This window comes from Telluria sp. ZB4P34, assembly GCF_059686055.1.
Genome location: NZ_JCASIF010000001.1, coordinates 491,789 through 515,644, shown reverse-complemented (window position 1 = coordinate 515,644; position 23,856 = coordinate 491,789). Strand labels below are relative to the sequence as shown.

The following is a 23,856-nucleotide window of genomic DNA, read 5'->3' as shown; positions in this document are numbered from 1 at the left end:
GTCCGGTGGACTCGATCACAAACACTACCCTCAGAAGTCGAACTGGGCCGACACGCGGAAGGTGCGCGGCGCGCCCGGCAGCAGGTAGCCGCCCAGCGACTGCGTCACGTCGCGCCAGTAGAACTTGTCGAACACGTTGTCCACGCGCGCGCGCAGGACCGTGTTCACGCCGCCCATCCGCAGGGCATACGACGCGCCCAGCGCGGCCACGTGGTAGCCGGGAACGATGGCGCGGTTGGCCGGATCGAAGGCCTTGCTGCCCGCGTACTGCCAGGTCGCGTCCAGCTTCATGCCGGCGACGGCCGGCACCGCATATTCCACCCATGCGGTCGAACGCAGTTCCGGCACGTTGGTCACGCGCTTGCCCTCGACTTCGAGGTCGCCGGTGCCGGTCTGCCTTGCTTCGAGCGCCATCAGCGACAGGCTGTAGTTCAGGTCCGCATCGAGACGTCCCTGGGCCGCGAATTCGAGGCCGCGGTGGCGCTGCTGGCCGGCGCGCACCAGGATGTTGGCGGCATTGACGTATTCGAGGCCCTGGCGGATGTCGAACACGGCGGCCGACAGCATGAGGGCATTGCCCACCACGCCTTTCACCCCGAGCTCGGCCTGTTTCGATCGGCCCGGCGGCAGCGCGGTGTTCTCGTTTTCCGTGCCCATCTCGGCAATGCCGCCGTGCTGCAGGCCATGGCTCACCGAGCCGTACACGCTCCAGTCCCGCGCCGGCTTGTAGACCAGCGCCACGCTCGGCAGCACAAAGCTGTCGCGCGCGTGCACCCACGGCTGGCCGATCTCGGCCAGTTCATCGCGTTTGAGGCGTACGTAGCGCAGGCCGGCGTGCAGCGTGAACTGCGGCGACAGGCTCATCACGTCCTGCGCGAACAGGGCGCGTTCCTGGTCCATGCGGCGCACCATCACCGGGCCGGTGGTACGGTCCGGCGAAACCGGCGGCACGATGCGCCTGTTCCAGATGTTGCTGTAGCCGACGTAGTCGTACACGTACTCGCCGAAGCTGTCGCGGCGCTCCGAGAGGGCCGCGCCAACGGTGAGCTGGTGGCGCACGGCGCCGACGGCGAAGCGGCCCTGCAGCATGGCTTGCGCGCCCCATGGGGTCTTGCGCTCGCCCACGCTCTGGTAGTCGTACACGTCGAAGTCGCCGTTCGAGCAGTAGCCCGGATAGAAGCCGTCGCCCTCGTTGCCGCAGCCATAGGGGAAGGCGGTGTAGTCATCGCGCTTGAACCAGTGCTTGTTGGCGTTGACCGTCGCCGTCCAGTCGGGGGCGAGGCGGTATTCGAAGCGCAGGCCCAGGTTGCTGCTGTCGGTCTCCACCGGCTTGGTCCAGGGCTGGTCGTTCAGCAGGGTCTTGGGGGATATGCCGGTGGGCAGGACTTCATTGCGCAGCAGCTGGTAGCCCGGCGCGGTGACCTGCGCGCGGTGCTGGTGGTCGAGGTCGAGCGCCAGCTGCGCGTCCGGGCTGATCTGCCAGTCGAAGGCGCCGGATACGAACTGGCGCTCGCCGTCGGCGCCGCGCACGTAGGATTTCAGGTCATCAAAGGCGGCATTGATGCGGTAACCGAAGCGGCGGTCCTCGAAGCGCCCGCCGAGGTCGATGGAGCCGTGCAGGGTGCCGCGCTCGCTCACTTCCACCAGCGCCGAGCGCAGCGGCGCGCTGGTCGGGCGCTTGGTCACGAAATTGACCATGCCGCCCGGCGCGGCGACGCCGGCCTGCAGCCCGGCCAGGCCGCGCAGCACCTCGATGCGCTCCTTGTTCTCGAGGGGGATCTGGGTGTCGGCGGGGATCGCGATGCCGTCCTTGCGGTAGCTGTTGGCATTGTCGAGCGCGAAGCCGCGGATCGAGAACTGCTCGGCGTAGCCGACCGCGTTATAGGCGTCGCCGACCGAGGCGTCGAGGCGGGCCGCATCCGACACGTTGCGGATCGACAGGTCGAGCATCTTGCTGCGGTCGATGGCCGTGATCGATGCAGGGGTGTCGAGCAGGGGCGCGTCGGAAAAACCGCCAATGCTGGCGCGGTCGCTGGCGACCCAGCGGCTGCCGGTGACGACCACCGAGGTGAGGCTGCCGGTGTCCTGTGCGAACGCGGCGACGGAGAAGGCCTGCAGGATGGCGCAGGGGAGGACGGAATGCTTCAGGTTGAATGTCATGGTGTGCTCGTCTTCGCGCGCCATGGACGGCAGGGCGCGCTGCTTTTAACAAAAAGCCGGAGCCAACGTGGGGGAAGGGCAAGGAGGATGGGAACTGCGTTGCGCTTTCCTTCGCTGGCATTATCCAGATCAGGTACGAAGGGTATCTCTCACCCGGCAACGCGCTTCGCGCGCACCAGGACCCCTAGCGAGGCGGCAGTGTACCACGGACCCGGGCGGGCGTGGTGAAAGTGGCAAGGACCGGCGGAGGGCGGCGATTTCCGGCGCCCGGCCGGGGCGGGCTCAGGGCACCCGCTTCAGGTCTTGTCCCTGTTCCATGAAGCTCGCGGCCGCGCCGCGGAAACCGGTGCAATGGTGCGCGCTCACGACCCGGGCATGGGTGTCGTCCGCATCGATCACCATCGTGCACAGCGGACGCTCGTCGACGACGCCGCCCTCGATGAAGTTCACTGCGCGCAGGGTCAGGCGCTGGCCGTCGCGCGTGGCGAGGCCCTGGACGTGGCCCTTGTGCTGGGTCTGGTTGGGCGCGACGATCTGGAAGTCGACCGCGTAGGCGTCGCCGTCGACCTGGGTGAGCCTGAGGCGGCTGATGCCGGTCGGCGAATGGGCCGTCACCGCTTCGTAGGTGAGCGTCCGCGCTGTCGCAGTCCCGGCGCTCGAGGACGAAGCAGCCAGCAGCAGGGTAGCAAGTACAAGGATGTTCATGGGAGCGCTTTCGGGTAGTGGAGCGGCGCGGCACACGGCTTGCATGCATCCGTGTTGATGACAATCACGGTAGCACGGCGCATGCTGGAAAATGCTCACCGATTGTCACGCAGCCTGCGGCGCCGGACGGCCCCCGCGGAAAAACACGGGCGCGCCGCCTGGCCGGCCGTTCAGGCTTCGGCCGTTGCCGGCGCCGCCGCGGTGCGGGCCCGGGTGCTGGCCGCCGGCGCCAGGTGGCGCAGCAGCGTGGTGCGGGTCGAGTCGCCGATGGTGCGCCAGAATTCGCGGCGCTGGGCGGCGCGCTTGCGGTGCTTGGACGGCATGTCGGCCAGCGGCTTCAGGTAGAAGGGCAGGCGGATCAGGTAGCTGCGGCCAGGCATCTCGACCCCGCCCAGGATCTTCCAGAAACCGTCGTAGGCGTTCTCGAAATGCTTCACGTCCGCCGGATCGTAGGCGATGTGCGAGGTGCACTTGATGGCCACGACCTGGTCGATGCCCAGCGCCTGCGCCACGCCCTGCATCGCGGCGAAGCAGAAGAAGCTCGGCGAATTGTTGGGGAAGGCTTCCTCGAAGGCGTCGAAGGCCGCGCCGGAGTCGGTCCAGCGGCCCTGGTTGCGGGTAAGGAAGGGCACGGTCGGCAGGTTGACGCCGGCCAGCTGGCCGTCCACCCAGGTGTAGGAAAGCCGGTGCAGGTACTTGCCGTCGGCGACCAGCGAGATGGTGAGGTCGCCCTCCGCATCGAGGCGCGGCGCCATCTCGAGGCGCAGGACGAAATCGTGCTCGCCGCTCTCAAGCTGGACTGCATGCTGCCACAGCGTGAGCCCGCCGCCGCCATACACGGCCTGGTGGTAGGCGTTGCTGAAGGCGGCATCCTCGAAACGGTAGTGCGACAGCACGCACTGCACGCGCTGGCGTGCGCTCAGGTCCCTGGACAGGTAGCTGCGGTGACTCAGGTGGTGGAACAGGTCGTCGTGTGGCGCGCTTGCCACGAAGCGGCGCACCAGGTCGAGGCGGCACAGGGCCTGGTGTTCGCGCCAGTAGCGCAGCACACGCAGGCTGCGCACGATGCTCAGCACCCACGACGCGGGCGAGGTCTGGCTGCGGCGTGCGCGCCAGGACCTGGAAAGGTGAGCGAAAATCATGGGACGCTCCATTCGGCGTAAAGTTACGGGCGCAGTCGGCGCCTCAGTCTTTATCTTCGATGCCCGCCCGGTCGAGAACGGGCTTGCACAGCAGAAACCATATTCTGCCATGCATTTGTGCCGGGAGCTAACTGGTGCCTGGATAAGTCAGGGAATGGAGGAGGGAATGGAGGAGGGAAGCGCTGGACAGGGTGGCGTTCATGTTGTCTCTCTCGGATGGCAATGACTACGCGCGATAAGGGATGGCTGTTGGCATCCTCCTTCGCGTCATTTGCGACTTTTTGTTTTCGCCTGACAGGCAACACAAGATTACCATGTTTGTGCGGCGACACGCTTCCGATTCATCATCGATAATTGCGCCAGACCGAAGCAGACCGGAGGTGCGAGATGGCGTATGAACTTTTTTACTGGCCGGGTATTCAGGGACGGGGCGAGTTCGTCCGGCTCGCCCTCGAGGAAGCCGGGGCCGAATACGTGGACGTGGCGCGCCGCGCAGGGGGCATGGACCTGTTGCTGTCGGCGCTCGAGACCGAAGCCCATCCTTCGTTCGCGCCGCCCTTCCTGCGCGCGGGCGAGCAGACCATCGGCCAGGTCGCCAATATCCTGCTGTACCTGGGCGAGCAGCATGCGCTGGCGCCGCGTTCCGACCCGGGCCGGCTGTGGACGCACCAGCTGCAGCTGACCATCGCCGATCTCGTCACGGAGATCCACGACAGCCACCACCCGATCGCCACTTCGCTGTACTACGAAGACCAGAAGCCGGAAGCGCAGCGGCGCGCCGCCGACTTCATCGAGACGCGCCTGCCCAAGTTCTTCGGCTATTTTTCGCGCCTTCTCACCAACCCCGAGCCGCGCGACTGGCTGGTGGGCGACAAGCCGACCTATGCCGACCTGTCGCTGTTCCAGGTGATCGAGGGCTTGCGCCATGCGTTTCCGAATGCGATGAAGCGGCTCGCAGGCGAGTACCCGGCGCTGGGCGCGCTGCGCGACCGCGTGGCCGCGCGCCCCAACATCGCGGCCTACCTGGCCTCGCCGCGGCGCATCCCGTTCAACCAGAACGGGATCTTCCGCCACTATCCGGAGCTGGACGAATAAGGCGGCAGCGCCGGCGCCTGGACAGGGAGGCGTCGACCGGCGCGATGGATCCCTGCCCTGCAGCCGGCGCGGCGGCAGCATATGATGGCGGTCGTTCCGATAACAGAAAGAGACTGCCATGACGGAATCCGCCATCGAGCCATCCGACATCCAGCGCATTGCCGCCTTCTCCGACGGCGACGCCGGCGGCAACCCCGCCGGCGTCTGGATCGGCGAGGCGCTGCCGCCGCCTGCCGAGATGGCGGCGCTGGCGCACGCCATCGGATTTTCCGAAACCGTGTTCGCCGCACCCCTGGCAGGGAGCCAGGGCTGGCGGGTGCGCTATTTTTCGCCCGAGTCCGAAGTGCCGTTCTGCGGCCATGCCACCATCGCGCTGGGCGCCGCGCTGGCGCGCCGCTTCGGCGACGGGCGCTACGCACTGGTGCTGAACGCGGCCGCGATCTCGGTCGAGGGCAGGGTCGAGGGCGAGCGCGTCGCGGCCAGCCTGCAGTCGCCGCCGACCTGGAGCGGGCCGGCCCCGGCCGCGCTGGCCGATGCCGCGCTGGCGCTGTTCGGCTATACCCGCGCCGACCTCGACGACCGCATTGCGCCGGCCCTGGCCCATGGCGGCGCCGACCACCTCGTGCTGGCATTGAACAGCCGCGCCGCGCTGGCGCGCATGGATTACGAACTCGATGCCGGCCGCCGCCTGATGAACGAACACGGCATCGTGACGGTCGTGCTGGCCTGGTCCGAGACCCCGCAGCTGTTCCATACCCGGAACCCGTTCGCGTCCGGCGGCGTCCTGGAAGACCCGGCAACCGGCGCCGGTACCGCCGCACTGGCCGGCTACCTGCGCGATCTCGGCTGGCCGCACGGCGGGCGCATCGAGGTGGTGCAGGGGGAGGACATGGGCATGCGCTCGCGCCTCACGGCCGAGATCGGCAATGAGGCCGGCGCGTCGATCCGGGTGTCCGGCACGGCGCGCATGATGTAGGGGCGCCTGCCGTTCAAATATTGCATTACGGCATTAATTTATGCTGTATCCTTGCGCTTCGACGCTAGTACCGGCGCCTGCACCTGCACGTCACGATCCGCCCATGTCCATGTCAACACCGAAACCTCGTTCGTCGTTCCTGGCTGCCGCGCATGCAGCGGTGGAACAGGTGTTGGAACTGTTTGCCTACTACCTGATCCCGCTCGGGATCGGCCTCGTTTCCCTGGTGGCCCTGGCGTTCTGGCACGACCAGTACCGCACCCATGGCGACGTGCCGCTCTCGATGCACGTCACCGTCCAGCAGGGCGCCGCGCTGTCGCCCGCCGCCGCGCTGGCGCATGCGCACGCCTCCAGCCTCGTCACCAGTCACGACACCCACCTGTCCGAAGCCCCGGTCTGGTTCGCGGTCGAACCGATGCCGCGCAGCGGCAGGCAGGTGATCGAGTTTCCTTCGCGCCATGCGCTGGACGTTGCCTGCTGGGATGCCGGCAGCCTGGCGCCGCTCGGCGCCGCCACCCGGGGCGCCGGCAGCGGCAGGATCAAGGGCTCGAAGGCCGGCTTTGTCCTGGAGCTGGCGCCGCTGCCGCAGGAACTGCTGTGCCGGGCCCGTTTCTCCGGTCCGGCGCGCCTGTCGGTGCTGCAGTGGCCGGCCGGGCAGTATGCGCTGGCGGTGGAGCAGTACCACCGCAAGTCCGGCCTGCTCGACGGCGGCATGGTGGTGCTGGCGCTGTTCGTCCTGATCACCGCGCTGATCAACCGCCAGCCGCTATACGTGCTGTTCGCCGGCTGGCTGGTGCTGAACCTGCGCGTCGCGGCGCTCTCGGCCGGCTGGGACATCCAGTGGCTGGGCCAGACGCTCCCGTCCGACTGGCTGCTGCGCAGCCGCTCTGTGACCATCACCCTGTACGGCATCGCCACGCTCACCCTGTACCAGTCGCTGTTGAAGGACAACCTGACCGCGTTGCCCTATGCGCTGCCGTTCCGCATCATGCAGTGGCTGTGCCTGCCCATGCTCGCCGCCGCCATGTTCCTGCCCTATGGCCTGTACTTGCCGTTGCTGTGGGGTATCACGGTGTGCGGCTTCTCGGTGATGTCGATCGGCCTGTTCAAGATCATCGCCGAATCGCGCAACCGGGTCGCGACCTGGTTCGCGGCCTCGTTCGGCGTCAGCTTCATGGCGACCATCGCCGAGGTCGCCGCGGCCGCGCTCGGCATGCGCGAGCTGCTGGGCGTCATCAACAGCGTCACCGCCGCGCTAGCGTCGAGCCTGCTGGCGGCGCTGGCCGTGTCCGAGCAGATGCGTGTCGAGACCGAGCAGCGCGAGGCGGCCCAGCAGGAACTGGAACACGCCTACCAGGCCATGCCGGTGGGCCTGTTCACGCTCGACATGCACGGATACTTCCTGAGCGTCAATCCGGCCCTGCAAAAGATGCTGGGCATCGCCAGCCTCAATCCTGGCCGTACCGCATGGCGCCAGTTCTTCACCGAAAGCACCTGGACCGCGCTGCACGAACAGGTGCATGCGCGGGCGGAGGCCGAGATGGAACTGACCAGCCGCGACGGCAGCCAGCGCTTCCTGGTCAGCGCCACGCTGGCGCGCGCCCGCATCGAGGGCGTGCTGCAAGACACCACCGAAAAGCACAAGGCCACCGAGCAGCTGCAGTTCATGGCCCACAACGATCCGCTCACCAAGGTCTTCAACCGGCGCGGCATCGAGCACGAGTTCGTGCTGGCGTCCGGCGGCCTGGCGGCGGGCAAGCCGATGGCCCTGGCCTATGTCGACCTCGACCGCTTCAAGCTGATCAACGACCTGTTCGGCCACGCGGCCGGCGACGACGTACTCAGGCAGGTGTGCGAGCGGATGGGCACGGTGCTGGCCGGCGGCCAGCAGATCGGCCGCGTAGGCGGCGACGAATTCGTGATCCTGATGCCGGAAACCGCGCTTCCGCTGGCCTCGATCATTTGCCGCGGCATCGTCGACCGCATCGGCAACACCCCGTTCCGCGTGGGCGACAAGGCCTTCCACGTGCGCGCTTCATGCGGCCTGATCGAGGTCACGCGGGGCATGGTCATGAAGGATGCGGTGTCGACCGCCGACCGCGCCTGCCGCGAGGCCAAGCTAGGTGCCGGCGAGGGCCTGGTGGTGTACGAGTGCGGCGCCGACGCCTTCCGCCAGCGCGCAGCCGAGCTGGACATGGTGGAGCGCCTGTCCGGGCCGGATGCGACCGACGGCCTGCTGCTCGAGATGCAGCCGATCATGTCCCTGAAAAACCCGCGCCAGTCGCTGGACTTCGAAGTGCTGCTGCGCATGCGCGAGCCGGACGGCCGCGTGGTGCCGGCCGGCGCCGTGATCGGCGCGGCCGAGAAAAGCGGGCGCGCGAGCATGATCGACCGCTGGGTGCTGAACACCACGCTGGCCTGGATCGCCGAGCACGCCGACAGGCTGGGCAATACCCGTTTCGTGTGCATGAACCTGTCGGGCGCTTCGCTCAACGACGAGCGCTTCGTGCAGGATACCTTCGAGATCCTGGGGCGCTACGTGCATGTGGCCAGCCGTTTGTGCCTGGAGATCACGGAGAGTGTCGCGTTGCACGACCTCGACAACACGCGCCGCTTCATCGACCAGGTGCGCAGCTTCGGCGCCAAGGTGGCGCTGGACGACTTCGGCGCCGGCTATACCTCGTTCTCCTACCTGAAGGAACTGCCGGCCGATGTGCTCAAGATCGACGGCAGCTTCATCGTGAACATCAATGCGCACCCGGCCAACGTGGCGATCGTCGAAGCGATCGTCAGCCTGGCGGGCAACCTGGGCATGCAGACAATTGCCGAGTGGGCGGAAGATGCCGCCACCGTGCAAACGCTGGCGGAGATCGGCGTGGATTACGTGCAGGGCTGGGCAGTGGCGCGCTCGCAGCCGCCGGAGCGCCTGCTGCAGGCCCGCTCGGCGGCGGATTTCATCACCCACCCTGCGGTGCTGGACGTACTCGCGGGGCTGGAGGCGCCGCCATCGTCCACTCCGGCGAGCGTGGCGCGGCGATCCGCCCTGAACCGGTTCGGCTGAGTCCGAACCCGGGTTTCCGGCCGGCGCTCAGTCCAGCGTCGCCAGCGTCTGTTTGCCGCCCGCACCCAGCAACAGGAACTGCGCCCGCGCCGCCTTCAGGGTGGCCACGTCGCGCATCAGCGGCTTGGCTTTGGCGCGCGGCGCCGCCACGCGGCGCTGCACGGCCGGCGGCAGCACGTCCTGCTCGGCGACCAAGGGATAGGGTTCGGCGCGGGTAGTACCTTCGTCGGCCGGCGAACTGGCCAGGCGCACGGTGGTCGCGCCGGCGTCGCAGGGCTGGTCGGTCAGGGTAATGCGTCCCGCGCCATCGACGCACTTGACGATGTCCGACCCGGCATGCACAAGCGTGGCGGTGGGTGCGGCCACGGCCGCGAGGAAAATGCTGAGGCAGAGATGACGCTTCATGGGCGGCTCCTTTTCTTGAGCCCCCATTGTCCGTGTCAGTCTTACAAGCTTCTGTTCGCTATCCCACGCCTGCGCTGTGCGGGCGCAAGAATCTCTCAGCCGTATTCAGGTATGCGGCCGTTCTGCAACCAGCTGCACTTCCACCAGGAAACCATAGTGCAAGGCCGGCACCGGCACCACGGCGCGCGCCGGCCGGTGCGCGCCGAACACGCCGGCATAGACCGTGTTGAATGCCGGCCAGTGCTCGACCCCGGCAAGGTAGGCGGTGCATTGCACCACGTCATCGAACCCGCAGCCGGCCGCGCGCAGGATCTGTCCGCACTGCGCGAACACGGATGCGCATTGGGCCTCGAAGCCCGTCTCCGGCAAGTCGCGCGCCGGCAGCACGCCGGACACGAACACCAGGCCGCCGCGGGTAACGACGGCCTGCGAGTAATGCCCGGCGGGCGCGGGCAGCTCGGGTGACTGGATGAATTCCATTCAGGCATCCATCGATTGCAGCAGCTCGGCGAAACGCGACAGGTCGACGTTGCCGCCGCTGATCAGGATGCCGACGCGCTTGCCCCTGACGTCGACCACGCCGTGCAGTGCGGCCGCCGCCGCCAGGCAGCCGGTCGGCTCGACGATCATCTTCATGCGCTCGGCAAAGAAGGCCATGGTCTGCACCAGCTGGGCGTCGCTCACGGTGACGATGTCGTCCACGCTGCGCCGGATCACCTCGAAATTGTGCTCGCCGACGTGGGTCACCATGGCGCCGTCGGCAATGGTTCTGGGCACGGCGATGTGCACGATCTCACCCCTGCGCAGCGATTGCTGGCCATCGTTGCCGGCTTCCGGCTCCACGCCGATCACCTTGCAATTCGGCGACAGGGCGCGCGCCGCCAGCGCGCAGCCGGCCAGCAGGCCGCCGCCGCCCAGGCAGACCAGCAGGATGTCCAGTTCGCCGGTTTCCTCGAACAGCTCCCTGGCTGCCGTGCCCTGGCCGGCGATCACGTCCGGATGGTCGTAGGGCGGAATCAGGGTCATGCCGCGTTCTTCCGACAGGCGCCGGCCGATCTCCTCGCGGTTCTCGGTATAGCGGTCGTAGGTGATGACTTCGCCGCCGTATTCCTTCGTGGCCTTGACCTTCAGCGCCGGCGCATCCTGCGGCATGATGATGACGGACTTGATGCCGGCCAGCTTCGCCGACAGGGCGATCGCCTGCGCGTGGTTGCCCGACGAGAAGGTCAGCACGCCGGCGGCGCGCTGGGCCGCGTCGAACTTCGCGATGGCGTTGTAGGCGCCGCGGAACTTGAAGGCGCCCATGCGCTGGTAGTTCTCGCACTTGAAGAACAGCGTGCCGCCGGACAGCGTGTTCGCCGTGGTCGAGGTCAGGACCGGCGTGCGGTGTGCGGCGCCTTCCAGGCGCTCGGCGGCCAGTTCGACGTCACGATAGGAGAGGGCGGAAGGTGGGGTCATGGCGGCGGTCATGGCGGGCTCGCGAAAGTCGAAAGGCGACAGTATAGCGAAGCCGCAGGGCCTGCGACCGCCCACCCGGCGCGCACGGTGACAAACGGACGCTTGCCTTTTTCTTCAATCTGTACTTTAATTTCTGTAACAACAGAAATAAAGGAAATCATGAGCCTGAGCCCGACCGCGCAGAAGTTCGTCCTCCACTGGGGCGAGATGGGAACCCGCTGGGGCGTCAACCGGACGGTGGCGCAGATCCATGCATTGCTCTACCTGTCCGAGCGTCCGCTCACCGCCGACGACATCGTCGAGACCCTCGGCGTGGCGCGCTCCAACGTCAGCAACAGCCTGAAGGAGCTGCAGAGCTGGAAGCTGGTGCGCGTGAGCCACGTGCTGGGCGACCGGCGCGATCATTTCCAGGCCTTGCAGGACGTGTGGGAAATCTTCCGGGTCATCCTGGAGGAGCGCAAGCGGCGCGAGATCGACCCGACCCTGAGCGTGCTGCACGAATGTGCGATCGAAGGGGAAGAGGACCGCGACCTGGACGCCGCCACCCTGGCGCGCATGCAGGTCGTGCTCGAGTTCCTCGAGATGCTCAGTACCAGCTTCCAGGATTACCAGCATTTGCCGCCGCAGACGCTGCAGCGCTTCCTCAAGATGGGCGGCCAGGTCGCCCGCTTTCTCGGACCCAAGGACAAGGAGCAGCCATGACATCGAGCGCACGGGGTTTGACCGGACTTCGCGATGTGATCGCCGCAGCGCGCGGCCAGGTCGGGCGCAGTACTTCCGCCATCGACTTCGACAGGCACAAGCGCACCGTCCTCGTTACCGGCGCCACCGGCTTCGTCGGCCAGCACCTGGTGCCCGCCCTGTTGAATGACGGCCATGCGGTGATCGTCCTGAGCCGGCATCCGGCAGCGGCGGCGCGCCTGTACGCAGACCGGGCGCGCTGCATTGCATCGATGGACGCGCTGCCGGCGGACACCCGGGTGGATGTCGTGGTCAACCTGGCCGGCGCGCGCATCCTCGGGCCGCGCTGGTCGTCCGCGCGCAAGGAGGCCCTGCGGGAGAGCCGGATCGGCCTGACCCGCCGGCTCACCGGCTGGATCGCGCAGGCCCGGCACAAGCCCTTCCTGCTGCTGAATGCCTCCGCGATCGGCTACTACGGCATCCAGCCCATCGGTGACGCCGCCGAGCTCGACGAGACGGCGCCGCCGCAGCCGGTCTTCATGTCGGACCTGTGCCGCGAATGGGAAGAAGCGGCCGGGGAAGCCGCGCGCCATGGCGTGCAGGTGGAATGCATGCGCTTCGGCCTGGTCGTAGGCAGGGGCGGCGCGCTGCCCATGATGCTGCTGCCGATCCTGCTCGGCCTGGGCGGCAGGCTGGGAAGCGGGCGCCAGTGGCTGTCGTGGATCCACGTGGACGATGTGGTGGGCGGCATCGCGCACCGCTGGCGCCATGCGCTTGCGCATCCGGCGCCGGGCGCCGTCGGGGCCAGCAACTTCACGGCGCCGGAATGCGTCACGCAGGCGCAGTTCAGCCGGGTGGCGGCGCGCATCTGGCGCCGCCCCGCCTTCGTGCCGACGCCCGGCTGGCCGCTGCGCCTGGCGCTGGGCGAGCAGTCCGACCTGCTGCTGCAAGGCCAGCGCGTCGCGCCGCGCCGGCTAAAGCAGGAAGGCTTCGTGTTTCGCTATCCGACCCTGGCGCAGGCCTTGGAAAGCCTGAAATAGACGCCTAGGGCGACTGTAGGGTGGTCGGTTTCGCCGACCGCGCGTTCAGCCGAAGCATGCATGGCCACGATGCGTCCGTGAGTCGAACGCGCGGTTGGCAGAGCATGCCTTTAGCCCGCCAGCGGCAGCGCCAGCTGCAGCAGCAGCCCGCCGCCTTCGCGGTTGCTCACCGTGAGCTCGGCGTTGTGGCGCGACAGTACGCGCTCGACGATCGCCAGGCCCAGGCCGGCGCCGTTGGCCTGGCCACGCGCGCTGTCCAGGCGCGTAAAGGGTTTCAGCAGCTGGTTGATCTGGTCGTCCGGCACGCCCACGCCGTGATCGCAGATCTCGATCACCGCCCGGCGCCCGTGGCCGGTCGCTTTCACTCGCAATACGATCGCGATCTCGGTATGGTCCTGGCCCGGCGTCTTGCCGTACTTGCGGGCGTTCTCGATGATGTTGTTGACCACGCGCCGCAGGTCTGTGGCGTTGCCCATCACGTGCACGCCCGGCATCAGGTCGACCTTGACCTGAAGGTCGCGGATGCGGCCCGCCTCGCGGCCCACTTCGGCCAGCATCTCCGACAGGTTTACGGCAACGAAGGTGGCGGCATCGGTCGGCTTGGCGAAGTCGAGGAACTGGCCGATGATGGCGTCCATCTGGTTGATGTCCGACTGCATGCCTTCGCGCGCATCCTGCGGCAGGTGGGCCATCTCGATTTCCAGCTGCATGCGCGCGAGCGGCGTGCGCAGGTCGTGCGAGATGCCGGCCAGGATCACGGCCCGGTCTTTCTCGACCTGGGCCAGGTCGTCCACCATCTGGTTGAAGCTGCGGTTGGCCTCGATGATCTCCTGCGACCCCTTCTCGGGCAGCGGCGTCGGCCGTTCACCCTTGGCGATGGCGCGCGCGGCTGCCGTCAGGCGCGCCAGCGGCAGGTTGACAAGATTCGAGATCACGGCCGCGCCCACCAGCGACAGCAGGCCCACCAGGGTGGCCCAGCCCAGCCACTGCACGCCGGTCATGCCGGCCAGGCGCTCGCGCTCGAGCATCAGCCAGTATTCGTCGTCCTCGATGTTGAAGCTGATGTAGAAGCCAGGGACCCCGTTCACGCCGCTGGCGAAGCGCGTCTGCTTGCCGAGGCGCTCGCGTACGGCAGCGGCGATGTCGGCCATCAGCGGCGTGTTGGGCGGCGGATCGACGATGTCGTCGTTGTTCAGCGTGAGGATGCGAATGCCTTCGTTCGACACCAGTTCGAGCAGCAGCTCGCGCCGCAGGTCGGGCGCCGAGTGGGTCAGCGCCGCGCGGGTGAGGGTGACCACCGAACCGACCAGCTCGGCCGTCTGCTGCACCTGCGGACCGCGCTGGAAGACGTTGATCATGCCGATCCACGAGCCCATCGAGGCGGCGGTCAGCAGGGACATCAGCAGGAAGGTGCGCCAGAACAGTCCGCTACGGTACCAGGCGAAACGGGCGGCGCGGCGCGCCGCCGAAAGCGGGGCGAACATCGGAGCGAACACTAGCGCGGCTGTCCTTCAGGGATGAACACGTAGCCCAGGCCCCAGACCGTCTGGATGTACAGCGGGCTGGATGGATCCGGCTCGATCAGCTTGCGCAGGCGCGAGATCTGCACGTCGAGCGAGCGGTCGAACACTTCGTATTCGCGGCCCCTGGCCAGTTCCATCAGCTTCTCGCGCGACAGCGGCTGGCGCGCGTGGCGTGCGAACACCTTCAGCACCGAGAATTCGCCGGTGGTCAGGGGCACGGTCTCGCCGTTCTTCTTCAGGGTGCGGGTGCCCAGGTCGAGCACGAAGTCGCCGAACTCGAAGCTTTGCGGCGTTTCGCTGGGAGCGCCGGGGATTTCGTCCGGGCCCTTGCGGCGCAGGACCGCGCCGATGCGGGCCACCAGCTCGCGCGGGTTGAAGGGCTTGGGCAGGTAGTCGTCGGCGCCCATCTCGAGGCCGACGATGCGGTCCACGTCCTCGCCCTTCGCGGTCAGCATGATGATCGGGGTCTGGTCGCCGGCGCCGCGCAGGCGGCGGCAGATCGACAACCCGTCTTCTCCCGGCAGCATCAGGTCCAGCACCAGCAGATCGTAGCGTTCGCGCAGCCACAGCTTGTTCATGGCTGGCGCGCTTTCGGCCGTCACCACCTGGAAGCCCTGCTCGGTGAGATAGCGGCGCAGCAGGTCGCGCAGGCGCACGTCGTCGTCCACCACCATGATCTTGGCGGAATGGCCGCCTTGGTTGCCGGGAGCGCTGCCGCTGGTCGGGGTATTGCCCGTATTGTTCGTCGTCGCGTTCATATGGAATCCAGAATTGTCAGAATCATGTCGCTATGGTAACGTCTTATCGCTTGGATATCTCGTCCTGATGGCTCAGCCATTACATTGTGTTACAAACTTTACCCAATCAGGCTTACACCCCGAACGCTATGCACATACACTGGCGGCAAGTGGAAATCACAGCTTATCTGTTTATATGGCATCGCGGAAGAGGAACACCATGAACCACGTGTTTACCAAAACTAAGGCAGCAGGCAGCGTCGGATTGGCCCGCCTCGTCAGGCACGGGGTGGTGGCTTGCGTCCTGGCCTGCACCGCCGCAGGCGCCATGGCCGGCTGGCAGGACCGCAGCCCGCGCCGCGAGGACATGCAGCAGGCACGCGAGCGTTTCGACAGCCGGGCGCAGGAGCCACGCAACGACGCGCGTGCCTATGAGATGCAGATGCAGGAAGAGGCGCGCCGCCGCGCGATGGAAGACCAGCCCCGCATCCAGCGCGATGACGGCGGCCGCCGCATGCGCATGACGCCTGACGAGCGCAGCGAACTGAAGCGTCAGATCAACGAAGCCAACCGGGACCTGTACCCGAACGCGCGCCGCCGCTGAGGCGGGGAAGGCCGGACGGACGGCGCCTGCGGGCGCCGTCGTCGTTTACGGGAGCGACAGTGTATTCCCCCCAAAGGTGGGGTTTCTGCGCCAGATCTTGTTGCATTATGTTCATTTCCATTTCGCAACATGCTATCTTAAGCACACCAGATTACCGAGAGAGTGTGCCGTGATCACTTCCGCCGTATCCAGCGCGCCGGTTCCGCCCGCCGCGCGCCCTCTCGCGTCCGCCGCAGGCCCCGAAGCGTGCATCGCGCGCCAGTCCGACGGCGTGTACTGCGACGCCTCCGCACTCGGTCCCATGCTGCTGGCGGCCGTGGACGCCATTCTGCTCGGGAACCGGTATTTCGCCGGTCTCGATTACCTCGTCCTGATGAAGGCTTTGTTCGGGTATGGCCCGGAACTGCCGTGCAATGCACGGGGCGAGCCCATCGTGCGCCTTGCCGGCGACATCTTGCCTTTCGATCCCGTCCGCCGCACGCTCTACCGCGCCGTCAAGATCGCCGACGGCCAGGCCGAATACTATTTCGAACCCCTGTTCCTGCCCGACGCCGACGGTGTCGAACAGCCGGCCCGGCTCGACGTCGACGAGTTCATCGCCGACATGTGGATGAAGGGTATCCGCTTCGGCATCGACGTCGAGGCGGTGCAGGGCGCCATCGCCTCGGGTGCGGCCGGGCGCATCGTGGTGGCGCGCCGGCTGCCGCCCCGTCCAGGCGAGGATGCGCGGGTGGTCGAGGTCTCCAACGAACTGCACCGCAGCGACGCTCCACGCCAGCTGGCCAACGGCCGGCTCGACCTGATGAGCTTCCAGAACCGCTTCCCCCAGGTACAGCGCGGCAAGCGCCTGCTGCAGAAGCTTCCGCGCGTGCACGGCGAACCGGGCTTCGACCTGTCCGGTATCGCGCTCGCGCCCGAGATCCCCGCCGATCTCGACCTGGAAGGCTGGAGCGGCCCGGGCACGGTCGTCGACCGGATCGCCGAGGGCGAGTTCGTGGTGGCGTTGCAGGACGGCTTCCTTCAGGTGGAAGACGGCCGGCTCTCGGTGGGCGACAAGATCGTCAGCCGCGACGGCGTCAGCGCCAGGACCACCGGCAACCTGCAGCTCGAAGGCGACTACGAGGAATTCGGCGAAATCCAGGAAAACCGCGTCGTCGAGGGCGAGAGCATCACCGTGCATGCCGACGTGTTCGGCAACCTCGTGTCGCGCGGCGGCGTGGTGCGCCTGAACCGCAACCTGGTGGGCGGCAGCGCGCGCAATGCGGATGGCCCGATCCAGGTGCTGGGCCTGGCGTCCAACGCCACCATCCAGAGCATGAAAGGCGAAGTGAACCTGCAGCGCGCCGAGAATTGCATCATTTCGGGCGACCGGGTGGTGGTGGCGGAAGCCATCAACTGCGAGATCATCGCGGAAGAGCTCGAGGTGGGCCAGGCCGAGGGTTGCGCCATCGCCGCCAAACGGATCGCGATCGGGCGCGCCGCGCCGCGCGGGCACAGCGAGATGCGGCTATTCGTGCTGCGTCCCGACTGCGGCCGCCTCGAAGAGGCAATGCAGATGGTGCGCGAGCGCATGGCCCAGTTCGGCGAGCTGGCCATGCAGCGCCGTGCCGCCATGAATGCCGTGACCGCCCAGCCCGAGGTGGCCAACTACGTCAAGCTGGCCGGCAAGGTACGCAAGGGTGAACTGGTGCTGACGCCCGAGCAGCAGCCCGCGTTCAAGCGGCTCGCGGCGGCGGTCGCGCCGGCGCTCAAGCAGATGGCCGCGCTGTCGCAGGAGATCAAGGACCTGGAAGCCGAGCAGCAATCCGGCATGTTGCTGGTGGCGCGCCTGGAAGACCAGCGCGCGGAGCACAGCGGCACGGTCAGCGTCGCCATCGCCCAGGTGGACGGCGAACTGACGGTGCGCGCCATGAACGTCGAGCCGGATGCGGCGGGGGCGGAACGCACCAGTGTCCACCAGCTGCCGGCACGCGAGATCAAGGCGCGCCTGCGCGACGCCAACGGCGCCGAGCTGCTGTTCGCCGGCAGCAGCGGCAGTTTCAGCTGGAGCACCGAACAGGCGCCCGCGTCCTGAGTCGTGCGGCTCAGTTGCAGGCGCAGTCGTCCTGTGCCGGCCTGATCTCGGTGCTTTGGTGGAAGCTGTTCTTCCAGCCTTCGGGCTGGCGTACCCACAGGTGTGCGAAGCGCCCGCGGAAGGGACGAGCCGAGGCGCCGGCTTGCAAGGTGCGGAAGGTGCCGGTGACCAGGGCCCTGGCGCCGCCGTCGAGCACCTGCACCTCGGTCGACTCGATCTCGTAGCTCCGGAAGCGGAAGTCGTCGCGCTCGAGCGCCGTCAGGAGTTCGGTCTTGCTGCGGATGCGTCCGCGGCTGTCGACGTGGTAGTACTGGCGGTCCATCAGCTTGCGCATGGCGGCGACGTCGCGCCGCAGGATGGCGCCGGCGCGCTGGCGTTCGAGCGTCGCCAGCAGGGCGTGCAGGCCGATCTCGCGCGCCGCGATAGGGCGCTCGCCCTGGACCTGGAGGTCGGCCGCGCCGCCGGGAGCCGGCAAGGACAGGAGGGCGAGCATGCCTGCCAATAGACCCGCGGGCAGGAAGAAGGAGCTTGACGGCGGGGCGCAGGACGGCGGCTTCATCGGTTCCTCCGTGAACGGACAGGAGCGTGCTACGCCCACATCATACCCCCGCCCCGTCCACCTGCGCTACGCCCGTGCGCTACGCCCGTGCGCTACGCCCGTGCGCTACGCCCGTGCGATGTGAATCTTTTCCTTGATGTGCTTGAGATTGGCGACGATGGTGAAGGTCATGATCACCAGCAGCGACCATGAGCTCCACTTGCTCACGTGGACCACTGACCAGGCGCCCAGCTGGTTCGGGTAGCGCCACACGCCCCAGAAGGTGCCGATGTTCTCGGCCAGCCAGATGAAGAAGCCGATCAGCACGAAGGCGAGCAGCAGCGGCATCTTGCGGTCGCGGTCGAGCGGCCGGAACACCACGGTGGTGCGCGAGTACAGGCCGAGCGCGCAGGCAGCCAGGTACCATCGGTAGTCGCCGATGTAGTGATGGGTGAAGAAGTTCAGGTAGATCAGGATCGCGATCGTCCACGCCATCCAGTGCGGCGGATGGTGGCGGATGCGCAGGTCGAACAGGCGCCAGGCCTGTACGATGTAGCTGCCGATGGCGGCGTACATGAAGCCCGAGAACAGCGGCACCTCCAGCACCTTGGTATAGGCGAAGTCCGGATAGGCCCAGGACTGGATGGCGCTTGAGACCTTGAAGGCCTCGAGCGCGAAGCCGATCGCGTGGAACAGGCAGATCGCTTTCAGCTCGTCCATCGTCTCCAGGCCGGAGCGCACCATCCACAGCTGGATGGCGAGCGCCACCAGCAGCAGCACGTCGTAGCGCGGAATGCCGAACATGCCGGTGCGTGGCGTGAGCATCATGGCCGCGAAGAACAGGCCCACGAACAGGCAGGCGCGCGCGTTCTTGAACCCGAACCAGAGGAATTCCATGCCGGCGCGGCGCCAGCCGCCGAGCTGGCGCGGCCGGGTGTCGAGCAGCACGTTGTCGAGGGCGATGGTGATGGGCGCGGAGCCGGGCGTCTTGTTCATGTTGTCGGTCTGGCAGGCAGGTCTGGCGATCTTGTCACAGAAGGGGGGGCGAATCAATGGCATGCATCGAAAACGATGCTCGTACGTAAGGAAACCTTGTCGAAATGGATAGCGGTACAATGGGTAGTCATTACTACCGACCTGGACCATGGGGCTCCACGACCACGCCTTCCGCGCACTGTTCGACGCCTCGCCGAACCCCTATCTGGTGCTCGATCGCGCGCTCACCATCGTCACCGCCAACCGGGCCTACCTGGCCTCAACCGGGCGCACCCTGGCCGAGATCGCCGGGCGCCGGGCCGAAGAGGCCTTTCCGGCCGACCCGGCCACCATGCGCCACATGCTGGCTTCGTTCGACCGGGTATTGCGCTCCAGGCGCCCGGACACGATGGCGCTGCTGCGCTACGACGTCGCCAGGTCCGAGGCCGACGGCGGCGGCATGGAGACGCGCTACTGGACCATCACCCACCTGCCTGTGCTGGATGCAGCGGGCGAGGTCGAGCTGGTGCTGCAGCATCCGATCGACGTCACGGGCCTGGCGCGCATGCGCGAAGCGGCGGGCATGGCGCTGGATGCGGACAGCCCGTTGCTGGCCGAGCAGACCGGCCTGATCGACCGCGCCCGCCACGTCCAGGAATCCAACCAGCTCCTGGAAGCCGACGTCGCGCGCCTGCGCACGCTGTTCCTGAAGGCGCCGAGCTTCATGGCGGTGCTGCGCGGCCCGGACCACGTGTTCGAATTCGTCAACGAAGCCATGATCGAGCTGCTTGGCCCGCGCGCCTACGTCGGCCGGCCGGTGCGCGAGGCGCTGGCGGAACTGGCGGACCAGCGCCTGTTCGAGGTGCTCGACGCGGTACTGGCGTCGGGCAAGGAATACCTGGCCTACGACATCCCGATCCAGGTCCGGCGCGGCGCCGGCGCGGAGCTGGAGCGGCGCTACATCAACGTGATCTACCAGCCGATCGTCGAGGACGGCGCGATCGCCGGCATCTTCGTCGAAGGCACCGACGTCACCGAGCAGCACCTTGCGCGCCGCACCGTCGAGCTGCAGGTGGCGCAGATGAAGCAGGTCGAGCGCCAGCAGGCTTTCCAGCTGGCGCTGGCCGACCGCCTGGCGCCGCTGGACGAGGTCGAGGAGATCATCGGCGCGGCCAGTGCGCTGCTGGGCGACACGCTCGGCCTGGCGCGGGTGCTGTTCGCCGAGGTAAGCGAGCCGCTCGGTGCGACGACGATCCGGCGCGACTGGTGCCGCCCGGGCATGCGCAGCCTCGCAGGCGTGGTGACCTCGCTCGATGCCTTCGGTCCCGACCTGGCGCAGGAACTGCGCCGTGGGAACAATGCGGTCGTGGCCGATGCCGCCCGGGACCCGCGCACCAGGGCCTTCCTGTCCGCCTACGAGGCATTCGGGATAGGCGCCCACGTCACCCTCCCGCTGATCAAGGCCGGGGAGCTGCGCATCGTCCTGAGCATGCACTGCAGCGAGCCGCGGTCATGGAGCGACGACGAAGTGCGCATGGCGCGCGAGATGGCCGAGCGTACCTGGGCGGCCGTGGAAAACGCGGCGGCCCAGGCCGCACTGCGGGCCGAGCGCGACCGCTCGCGCTACATCTTCGACACCATGACCGAAGGCTTTGCCCTGGTCGATGCCGGCTGGACCATTACGCGCATGAACGCGACCGGCCTGCAGCTGGTGCAGCGGACGGAGGACGAAGTCGTCGGCCGCAATCACTGGGACGCCTTCCCGGATTCGGTGGGTGGCGAGATCGAACGCATTTGCCGCGACGTCATGGCTTCGGGCGCTGCCGGCCAGGTCGACTACGCCTATCCGTTGCCGGACGGCGGCAAGCTGTGGATGGAAGTGCGCGTCTACCCCTCCCTCGATGGGGGGCTGGCGATCTTCTTCCGCGACATCACCAAGCGCCGCCGCGCGCAGGAGCAGCTGCGCCTGGAGGCCCAGCGCAAGGACGAATTCCTGGCCATGCTGGCCCACGAGCTGCGCAATCCGCTGGCGCCGATCGGGGCTGCGGCCGAGCTGCTGGCGCTCGGGCGGCTGTCGGAAGACGGCGTGCGCCACACCAGTGCGATCGTCGCGCGCCAGGTCGGCCACATGACGAGCCTGATCAACGACCTGCTGGATGTCTCGCGCGTGACGCGCGGCCTGGTGGCGCTGGCCTGCGAGCCGGTGGACGTCAAGACCGCGGTAGCCGACGCGCTGGAACAGGTGCGCCCGCTGGTGCAGGCGCGCCAGCACCGGCTGGAATTGCACCTGGCGCCTGACGAAGCGGTGGTCGAGGGCGACCGCAAGCGCCTGGTGCAGGTGCTGGCCAACCTGCTGAACAACGCGGCCAAGTACACGCCGGACGGCGGCCGCATCCTGGTGGGGCTGGAGGTGCAGGACGACTGGGTGGTCCTGTCCGTCGCCGACAACGGGATCGGCATGACGCCGGACGTGCAGCGCGGCGTGTTCGACCTGTTCACCCAGGCCGAGCGCACCTCGGACCGTTCGCAGGGCGGCCTGGGCATCGGCCTGGCCCTGGTAAAAAGCCTGGTCGAACTGCACCACGGCAGCGTGTCGGCGCACAGCGCGGGGCTGGGGCAGGGCAGCCGCTTCTCGGTCTGCCTGCCGCGCATGACCGCCCCGGCGCAGCTGCGCGACGATGGCGTGCAGGGGGCAGGACGCCAGGCCGGCGCAGCGCCGGTGGGAGGTCGGCGCGTGCTGGTGGTCGACGACAACGTCGATGCGGCCGAGCTGCTGGGCATGATGCTGGAAAGCGTCGGCCACCGCGTCCGCATCGACCACCATTCGCACGCTGCGCTCGAGTATGCACGGGCCGCGCTGCCGGATGCCTGCATCCTCGACATTGGACTGCCCGACATGGACGGCAACGAACTGGCGCGCCGGCTGCGCGCCCTGCCCGGAATGGCTGGAGCGCTGCTGGTGGCCGTCACCGGCTATGGCAGGCCCCAGGACCGCGACGCCTCGCTGGCGGCCGGCTTCGACCATCACCTGGTCAAGCCGGTCGACATCCAGCAGTTGCTGGACCTGCTGGCGCCGCCCCGGGACGGGCGCCTGCCGTAAAATGCTCCCATGAGCGCATTCCATCCGAAACGGGGCGAGCACGGAGGGGCCGTGCCGCTCCATTCCCCCACCGCGCCGACGCCGCCGGACAGCTGGCTCGATCCGCACCAGGTGGCCACCGTGATTCCGCAAGGCGTGCTGCCGGCCGCCCTGAACGGCATTCCTTTCCTGGCCTGGCGCGATGCGCCCCGGACCAACGCCGGCTGGGCCGCGGTGGCGGGCCAGGATGGGACGTTCAACGAACCGCCCTTCGTGCCGGCGCCCGGCAAGCGCGTGGCGGCCGGCGTCGTCATCGCCGAACCGGATGGCCGGGTCTGGGTGGTGCATCCGTCGAACGGCTTCGGCGGCTACCAGGCGACGTTTCCCAAGGGGACGCTGGACCCGGGCGTCCCGCTGCGGGCGAACGCGATCCGCGAGGCTTTCGAGGAAAGCGGCCTGCAGGTAACCTTGACCGGCTTCCTGATGGACCTGACCCGCAGCCGCAGCCGGACCCGCTACTACCTGGGCCGGCGCATCGGCGGCTGCCCGGCCGACATGGGCTGGGAGAGCCAGGCGGTGTCGCTGGCGCCGCGCGCGCAATTGGGCGGGCTGCTGGTCAATCCGAACGATGCGCCGCTGGTGGCATGGCTGCAGGCTTGAGCGGAGACACCATGGAACCCATCGCGCTTGTCATCGGGATCGGGGTGGCGGCTGCCGTCGCGTACGGCGACTACAGGTATGCGCGCGGCGCGCGCGACATCGTACGCCTGGCGGACGAGGAATTCCGGCAGATCCTCGTCAAGGGAGCGCCACCTGAACTGTGCTTCGACGGCCGGAGCGCCGAAATCGTCGACGAGAGCGTGTCTTACCAGGACAAGGCCCGGACACGCGTCCTCAGCGTGACCCGCTACGCGCGCAATGCCTTCGGCGAGTACTTTTTCTTCATGTCCGAAGGCAGCGGCAGGCCCTTGTTCAGGCATATCGAACAGCGGTCCGCCCGGGCCGCGCTGGGCAAGCGGTATGTCGCGCCCGGACAATCGCAGGACAGGAGGCTTTAGGGCAGTGCAATTGTTGACTGCAGTCAACAATTCGAGGAGAGCTCGCCTTTAGCATTGGTGGTGCTGATGAAAGGACTGCCATGCCGAACCAACTCCTTGCCACTTCCCAGCAGTTCCTCGGGTTCACCCTGGGCGGGCTCGACTATGGGCTCGACTACGCCGCCGTGCAGGAGCTGAAGGCATACCGGTCGCTCGAGCGTTTCAGCAGCGATGGCGAGATCATCGGCGGGGTGGCGCTGTCGCGCGGCGTGATCATGCCGGTGATGGACTTGCGCGCCGCCTTCGCCCCCTGTTTTTCGCTGCCCGCGCCGGACACCGACGTCGTGATCGTGCGGGTCGCGGCGGGCGTGGCCGGGGTGGTGGTCGAACGGGTGACGGGGGTGGTGCGCCTGCGCCCCGAGCAGGTAGTGCCGCTGGCGGGGGCGCAGTGCGAGGCCGACTACCTGATCGGCCTCGGTCTTGCCAAGGGACGGCGCATGTTCCTGATCGACATTGAGCGCCTGATGTCGGTGGCGCCGGCCGCATCGCGCCAGGTGGCCTGAGGC

The 23,856-nt window shown here is 67.8% G+C and carries 21 protein-coding genes and 1 riboswitch; of the genes, 11 read left to right on the top strand and 10 right to left on the bottom strand.

Going from position 1 to position 23,856, the window contains the following annotated elements; genetic code table 11:
- Positions 1-30 precede the first annotated feature (30 nt).
- From AC56KL_RS02260 to AC56KL_RS02250, 3 genes are all read right to left on the bottom strand, one after another.
- Positions 31-2,160 carry a TonB-dependent siderophore receptor gene (locus AC56KL_RS02260; protein ID WP_497178514.1) on the bottom strand — a complete coding sequence of 710 codons (2,130 nt, stop codon included), beginning with the start codon at positions 2,158-2,160 and terminating at the stop codon, positions 31-33.
- An 89-nt stretch (positions 2,161-2,249) separates the two neighbouring features.
- Positions 2,250-2,356, bottom strand: a riboswitch (TPP riboswitch).
- Positions 2,357-2,442: 86 nt separating this feature from the next.
- Complete coding sequence (locus AC56KL_RS02255) at positions 2,443-2,865, bottom strand: hypothetical protein (RefSeq protein ID WP_497178513.1); 423 nt, start codon at positions 2,863-2,865, stop codon at positions 2,443-2,445.
- Between the two features lie 170 nt (positions 2,866-3,035).
- Positions 3,036-4,007 (bottom strand): DUF535 family protein, encoded by a 972-nt coding sequence (locus AC56KL_RS02250; protein ID WP_497178512.1) that lies wholly within the window; start codon positions 4,005-4,007, stop codon positions 3,036-3,038.
- A gap of 387 nt (positions 4,008-4,394) precedes the next feature.
- On the opposite strand from AC56KL_RS02250, the gene AC56KL_RS02245 reads away from it, so the two are divergent.
- The 3 genes from AC56KL_RS02245 to AC56KL_RS02235 all read left to right on the top strand — a co-directional run bounded on the left by AC56KL_RS02245 (position 4,395) and on the right by AC56KL_RS02235 (position 9,139).
- Positions 4,395-5,102, top strand: coding sequence for a glutathione S-transferase (locus AC56KL_RS02245; protein ID WP_497178511.1), 708 nt, complete (start codon positions 4,395-4,397; stop codon positions 5,100-5,102).
- Positions 5,103-5,220: 118 nt separating this feature from the next.
- Entirely contained in the window at positions 5,221-6,078 is an 858-nt protein-coding gene (locus tag AC56KL_RS02240) for a PhzF family phenazine biosynthesis protein (RefSeq protein ID WP_497178510.1), read from the top strand.
- Positions 6,079-6,181: 103 nt separating this feature from the next.
- Positions 6,182-9,139, top strand: coding sequence for an EAL domain-containing protein (locus AC56KL_RS02235; protein WP_497178509.1), 2,958 nt, complete (start codon positions 6,182-6,184; stop codon positions 9,137-9,139).
- A gap of 27 nt (positions 9,140-9,166) precedes the next feature.
- Here AC56KL_RS02235 and AC56KL_RS02230 read toward each other — a convergent pair whose 3' ends face one another.
- From AC56KL_RS02230 to AC56KL_RS02220, 3 genes are all read right to left on the bottom strand, one after another.
- A complete protein-coding gene (locus AC56KL_RS02230; protein WP_497178508.1) occupies positions 9,167-9,544 on the bottom strand; it encodes a DUF4124 domain-containing protein in 378 nt (125 codons plus the stop codon).
- Positions 9,545-9,649: 105 nt separating this feature from the next.
- On the bottom strand, positions 9,650-10,024 hold the full coding sequence (locus AC56KL_RS02225) for a RidA family protein (RefSeq protein WP_497178507.1): 375 nt from the start codon (positions 10,022-10,024) through the stop codon (positions 9,650-9,652).
- Positions 10,025-11,002 carry a threo-3-hydroxy-L-aspartate ammonia-lyase gene (locus tag AC56KL_RS02220; protein WP_497178506.1) on the bottom strand — a complete coding sequence of 326 codons (978 nt, stop codon included), beginning with the start codon at positions 11,000-11,002 and terminating at the stop codon, positions 10,025-10,027.
- Positions 11,003-11,161: 159 nt separating this feature from the next.
- On the opposite strand from AC56KL_RS02220, the gene AC56KL_RS02215 reads away from it, so the two are divergent.
- Together AC56KL_RS02215 and AC56KL_RS02210 are read left to right on the top strand one after the other, a co-directional pair.
- On the top strand, positions 11,162-11,704 hold the full coding sequence (locus tag AC56KL_RS02215; protein ID WP_497178505.1) for a GbsR/MarR family transcriptional regulator: 543 nt from the start codon (positions 11,162-11,164) through the stop codon (positions 11,702-11,704).
- Entirely contained in the window at positions 11,701-12,723 is a 1,023-nt protein-coding gene (locus tag AC56KL_RS02210) for a TIGR01777 family oxidoreductase (protein ID WP_497178504.1), read from the top strand. Before AC56KL_RS02215 ends, AC56KL_RS02210 begins: the two co-directional genes overlap by 4 nt.
- A 110-nt stretch (positions 12,724-12,833) precedes the next feature.
- Here AC56KL_RS02210 and AC56KL_RS02205 read toward each other — a convergent pair whose 3' ends face one another.
- Positions 12,834-14,207: an ATP-binding protein gene (locus AC56KL_RS02205; protein ID WP_497178503.1), complete on the bottom strand. Its 1,374-nt coding sequence runs from the start codon at positions 14,205-14,207 to the stop codon at positions 12,834-12,836.
- An 11-nt stretch (positions 14,208-14,218) separates the two neighbouring features.
- Positions 14,219-14,920 carry an osmolarity response regulator transcription factor OmpR gene (gene ompR, locus AC56KL_RS02200; RefSeq protein WP_497177387.1) on the bottom strand — a complete coding sequence of 234 codons (702 nt, stop codon included), beginning with the start codon at positions 14,918-14,920 and terminating at the stop codon, positions 14,219-14,221.
- A gap of 283 nt (positions 14,921-15,203) precedes the next feature.
- On the opposite strand from ompR, the gene AC56KL_RS02195 reads away from it, so the two are divergent.
- Together AC56KL_RS02195 and AC56KL_RS02190 are read left to right on the top strand one after the other, a co-directional pair.
- Entirely contained in the window at positions 15,204-15,587 is a 384-nt protein-coding gene (locus tag AC56KL_RS02195; protein WP_497178502.1) for a hypothetical protein, read from the top strand.
- A gap of 169 nt (positions 15,588-15,756) precedes the next feature.
- The gene (locus tag AC56KL_RS02190) at positions 15,757-17,661 is read left to right on the top strand and encodes a flagellar assembly protein A (RefSeq protein ID WP_497178501.1); all 1,905 of its coding nucleotides are present in this window, start codon (positions 15,757-15,759) and stop codon (positions 17,659-17,661) included.
- Positions 17,662-17,671: 10 nt separating this feature from the next.
- On the opposite strand, the gene AC56KL_RS02185 is transcribed toward AC56KL_RS02190, so the two are convergent.
- Together AC56KL_RS02185 and AC56KL_RS02180 are read right to left on the bottom strand one after the other, a co-directional pair.
- Entirely contained in the window at positions 17,672-18,220 is a 549-nt protein-coding gene (locus AC56KL_RS02185; protein ID WP_497178500.1) for a nuclear transport factor 2 family protein, read from the bottom strand.
- Between the two features lie 105 nt (positions 18,221-18,325).
- A complete protein-coding gene (locus AC56KL_RS02180; RefSeq protein ID WP_497178947.1) occupies positions 18,326-19,096 on the bottom strand; it encodes a DUF817 domain-containing protein in 771 nt (256 codons plus the stop codon).
- Positions 19,097-19,343: 247 nt separating this feature from the next.
- Between AC56KL_RS02180 and AC56KL_RS02175 the strand changes: the two genes are divergently transcribed.
- From AC56KL_RS02175 to AC56KL_RS02160, 4 genes are all read left to right on the top strand, one after another.
- Positions 19,344-22,274: a hybrid sensor histidine kinase/response regulator gene (locus AC56KL_RS02175; RefSeq protein WP_497178499.1), complete on the top strand. Its 2,931-nt coding sequence runs from the start codon at positions 19,344-19,346 to the stop codon at positions 22,272-22,274.
- A 9-nt stretch (positions 22,275-22,283) separates the two neighbouring features.
- Positions 22,284-22,913, top strand: coding sequence for an NUDIX hydrolase (locus AC56KL_RS02170; protein WP_497178498.1), 630 nt, complete (start codon positions 22,284-22,286; stop codon positions 22,911-22,913).
- A gap of 11 nt (positions 22,914-22,924) precedes the next feature.
- Positions 22,925-23,311, top strand: a complete 387-nt coding sequence (locus AC56KL_RS02165; RefSeq protein WP_497178497.1) for a hypothetical protein — start codon at positions 22,925-22,927, stop codon at positions 23,309-23,311.
- 80 nt (positions 23,312-23,391) lie between these two features.
- Positions 23,392-23,853 (top strand): chemotaxis protein CheW, encoded by a 462-nt coding sequence (locus AC56KL_RS02160; protein ID WP_497178496.1) that lies wholly within the window; start codon positions 23,392-23,394, stop codon positions 23,851-23,853.
- Positions 23,854-23,856 lie beyond the last annotated feature (3 nt).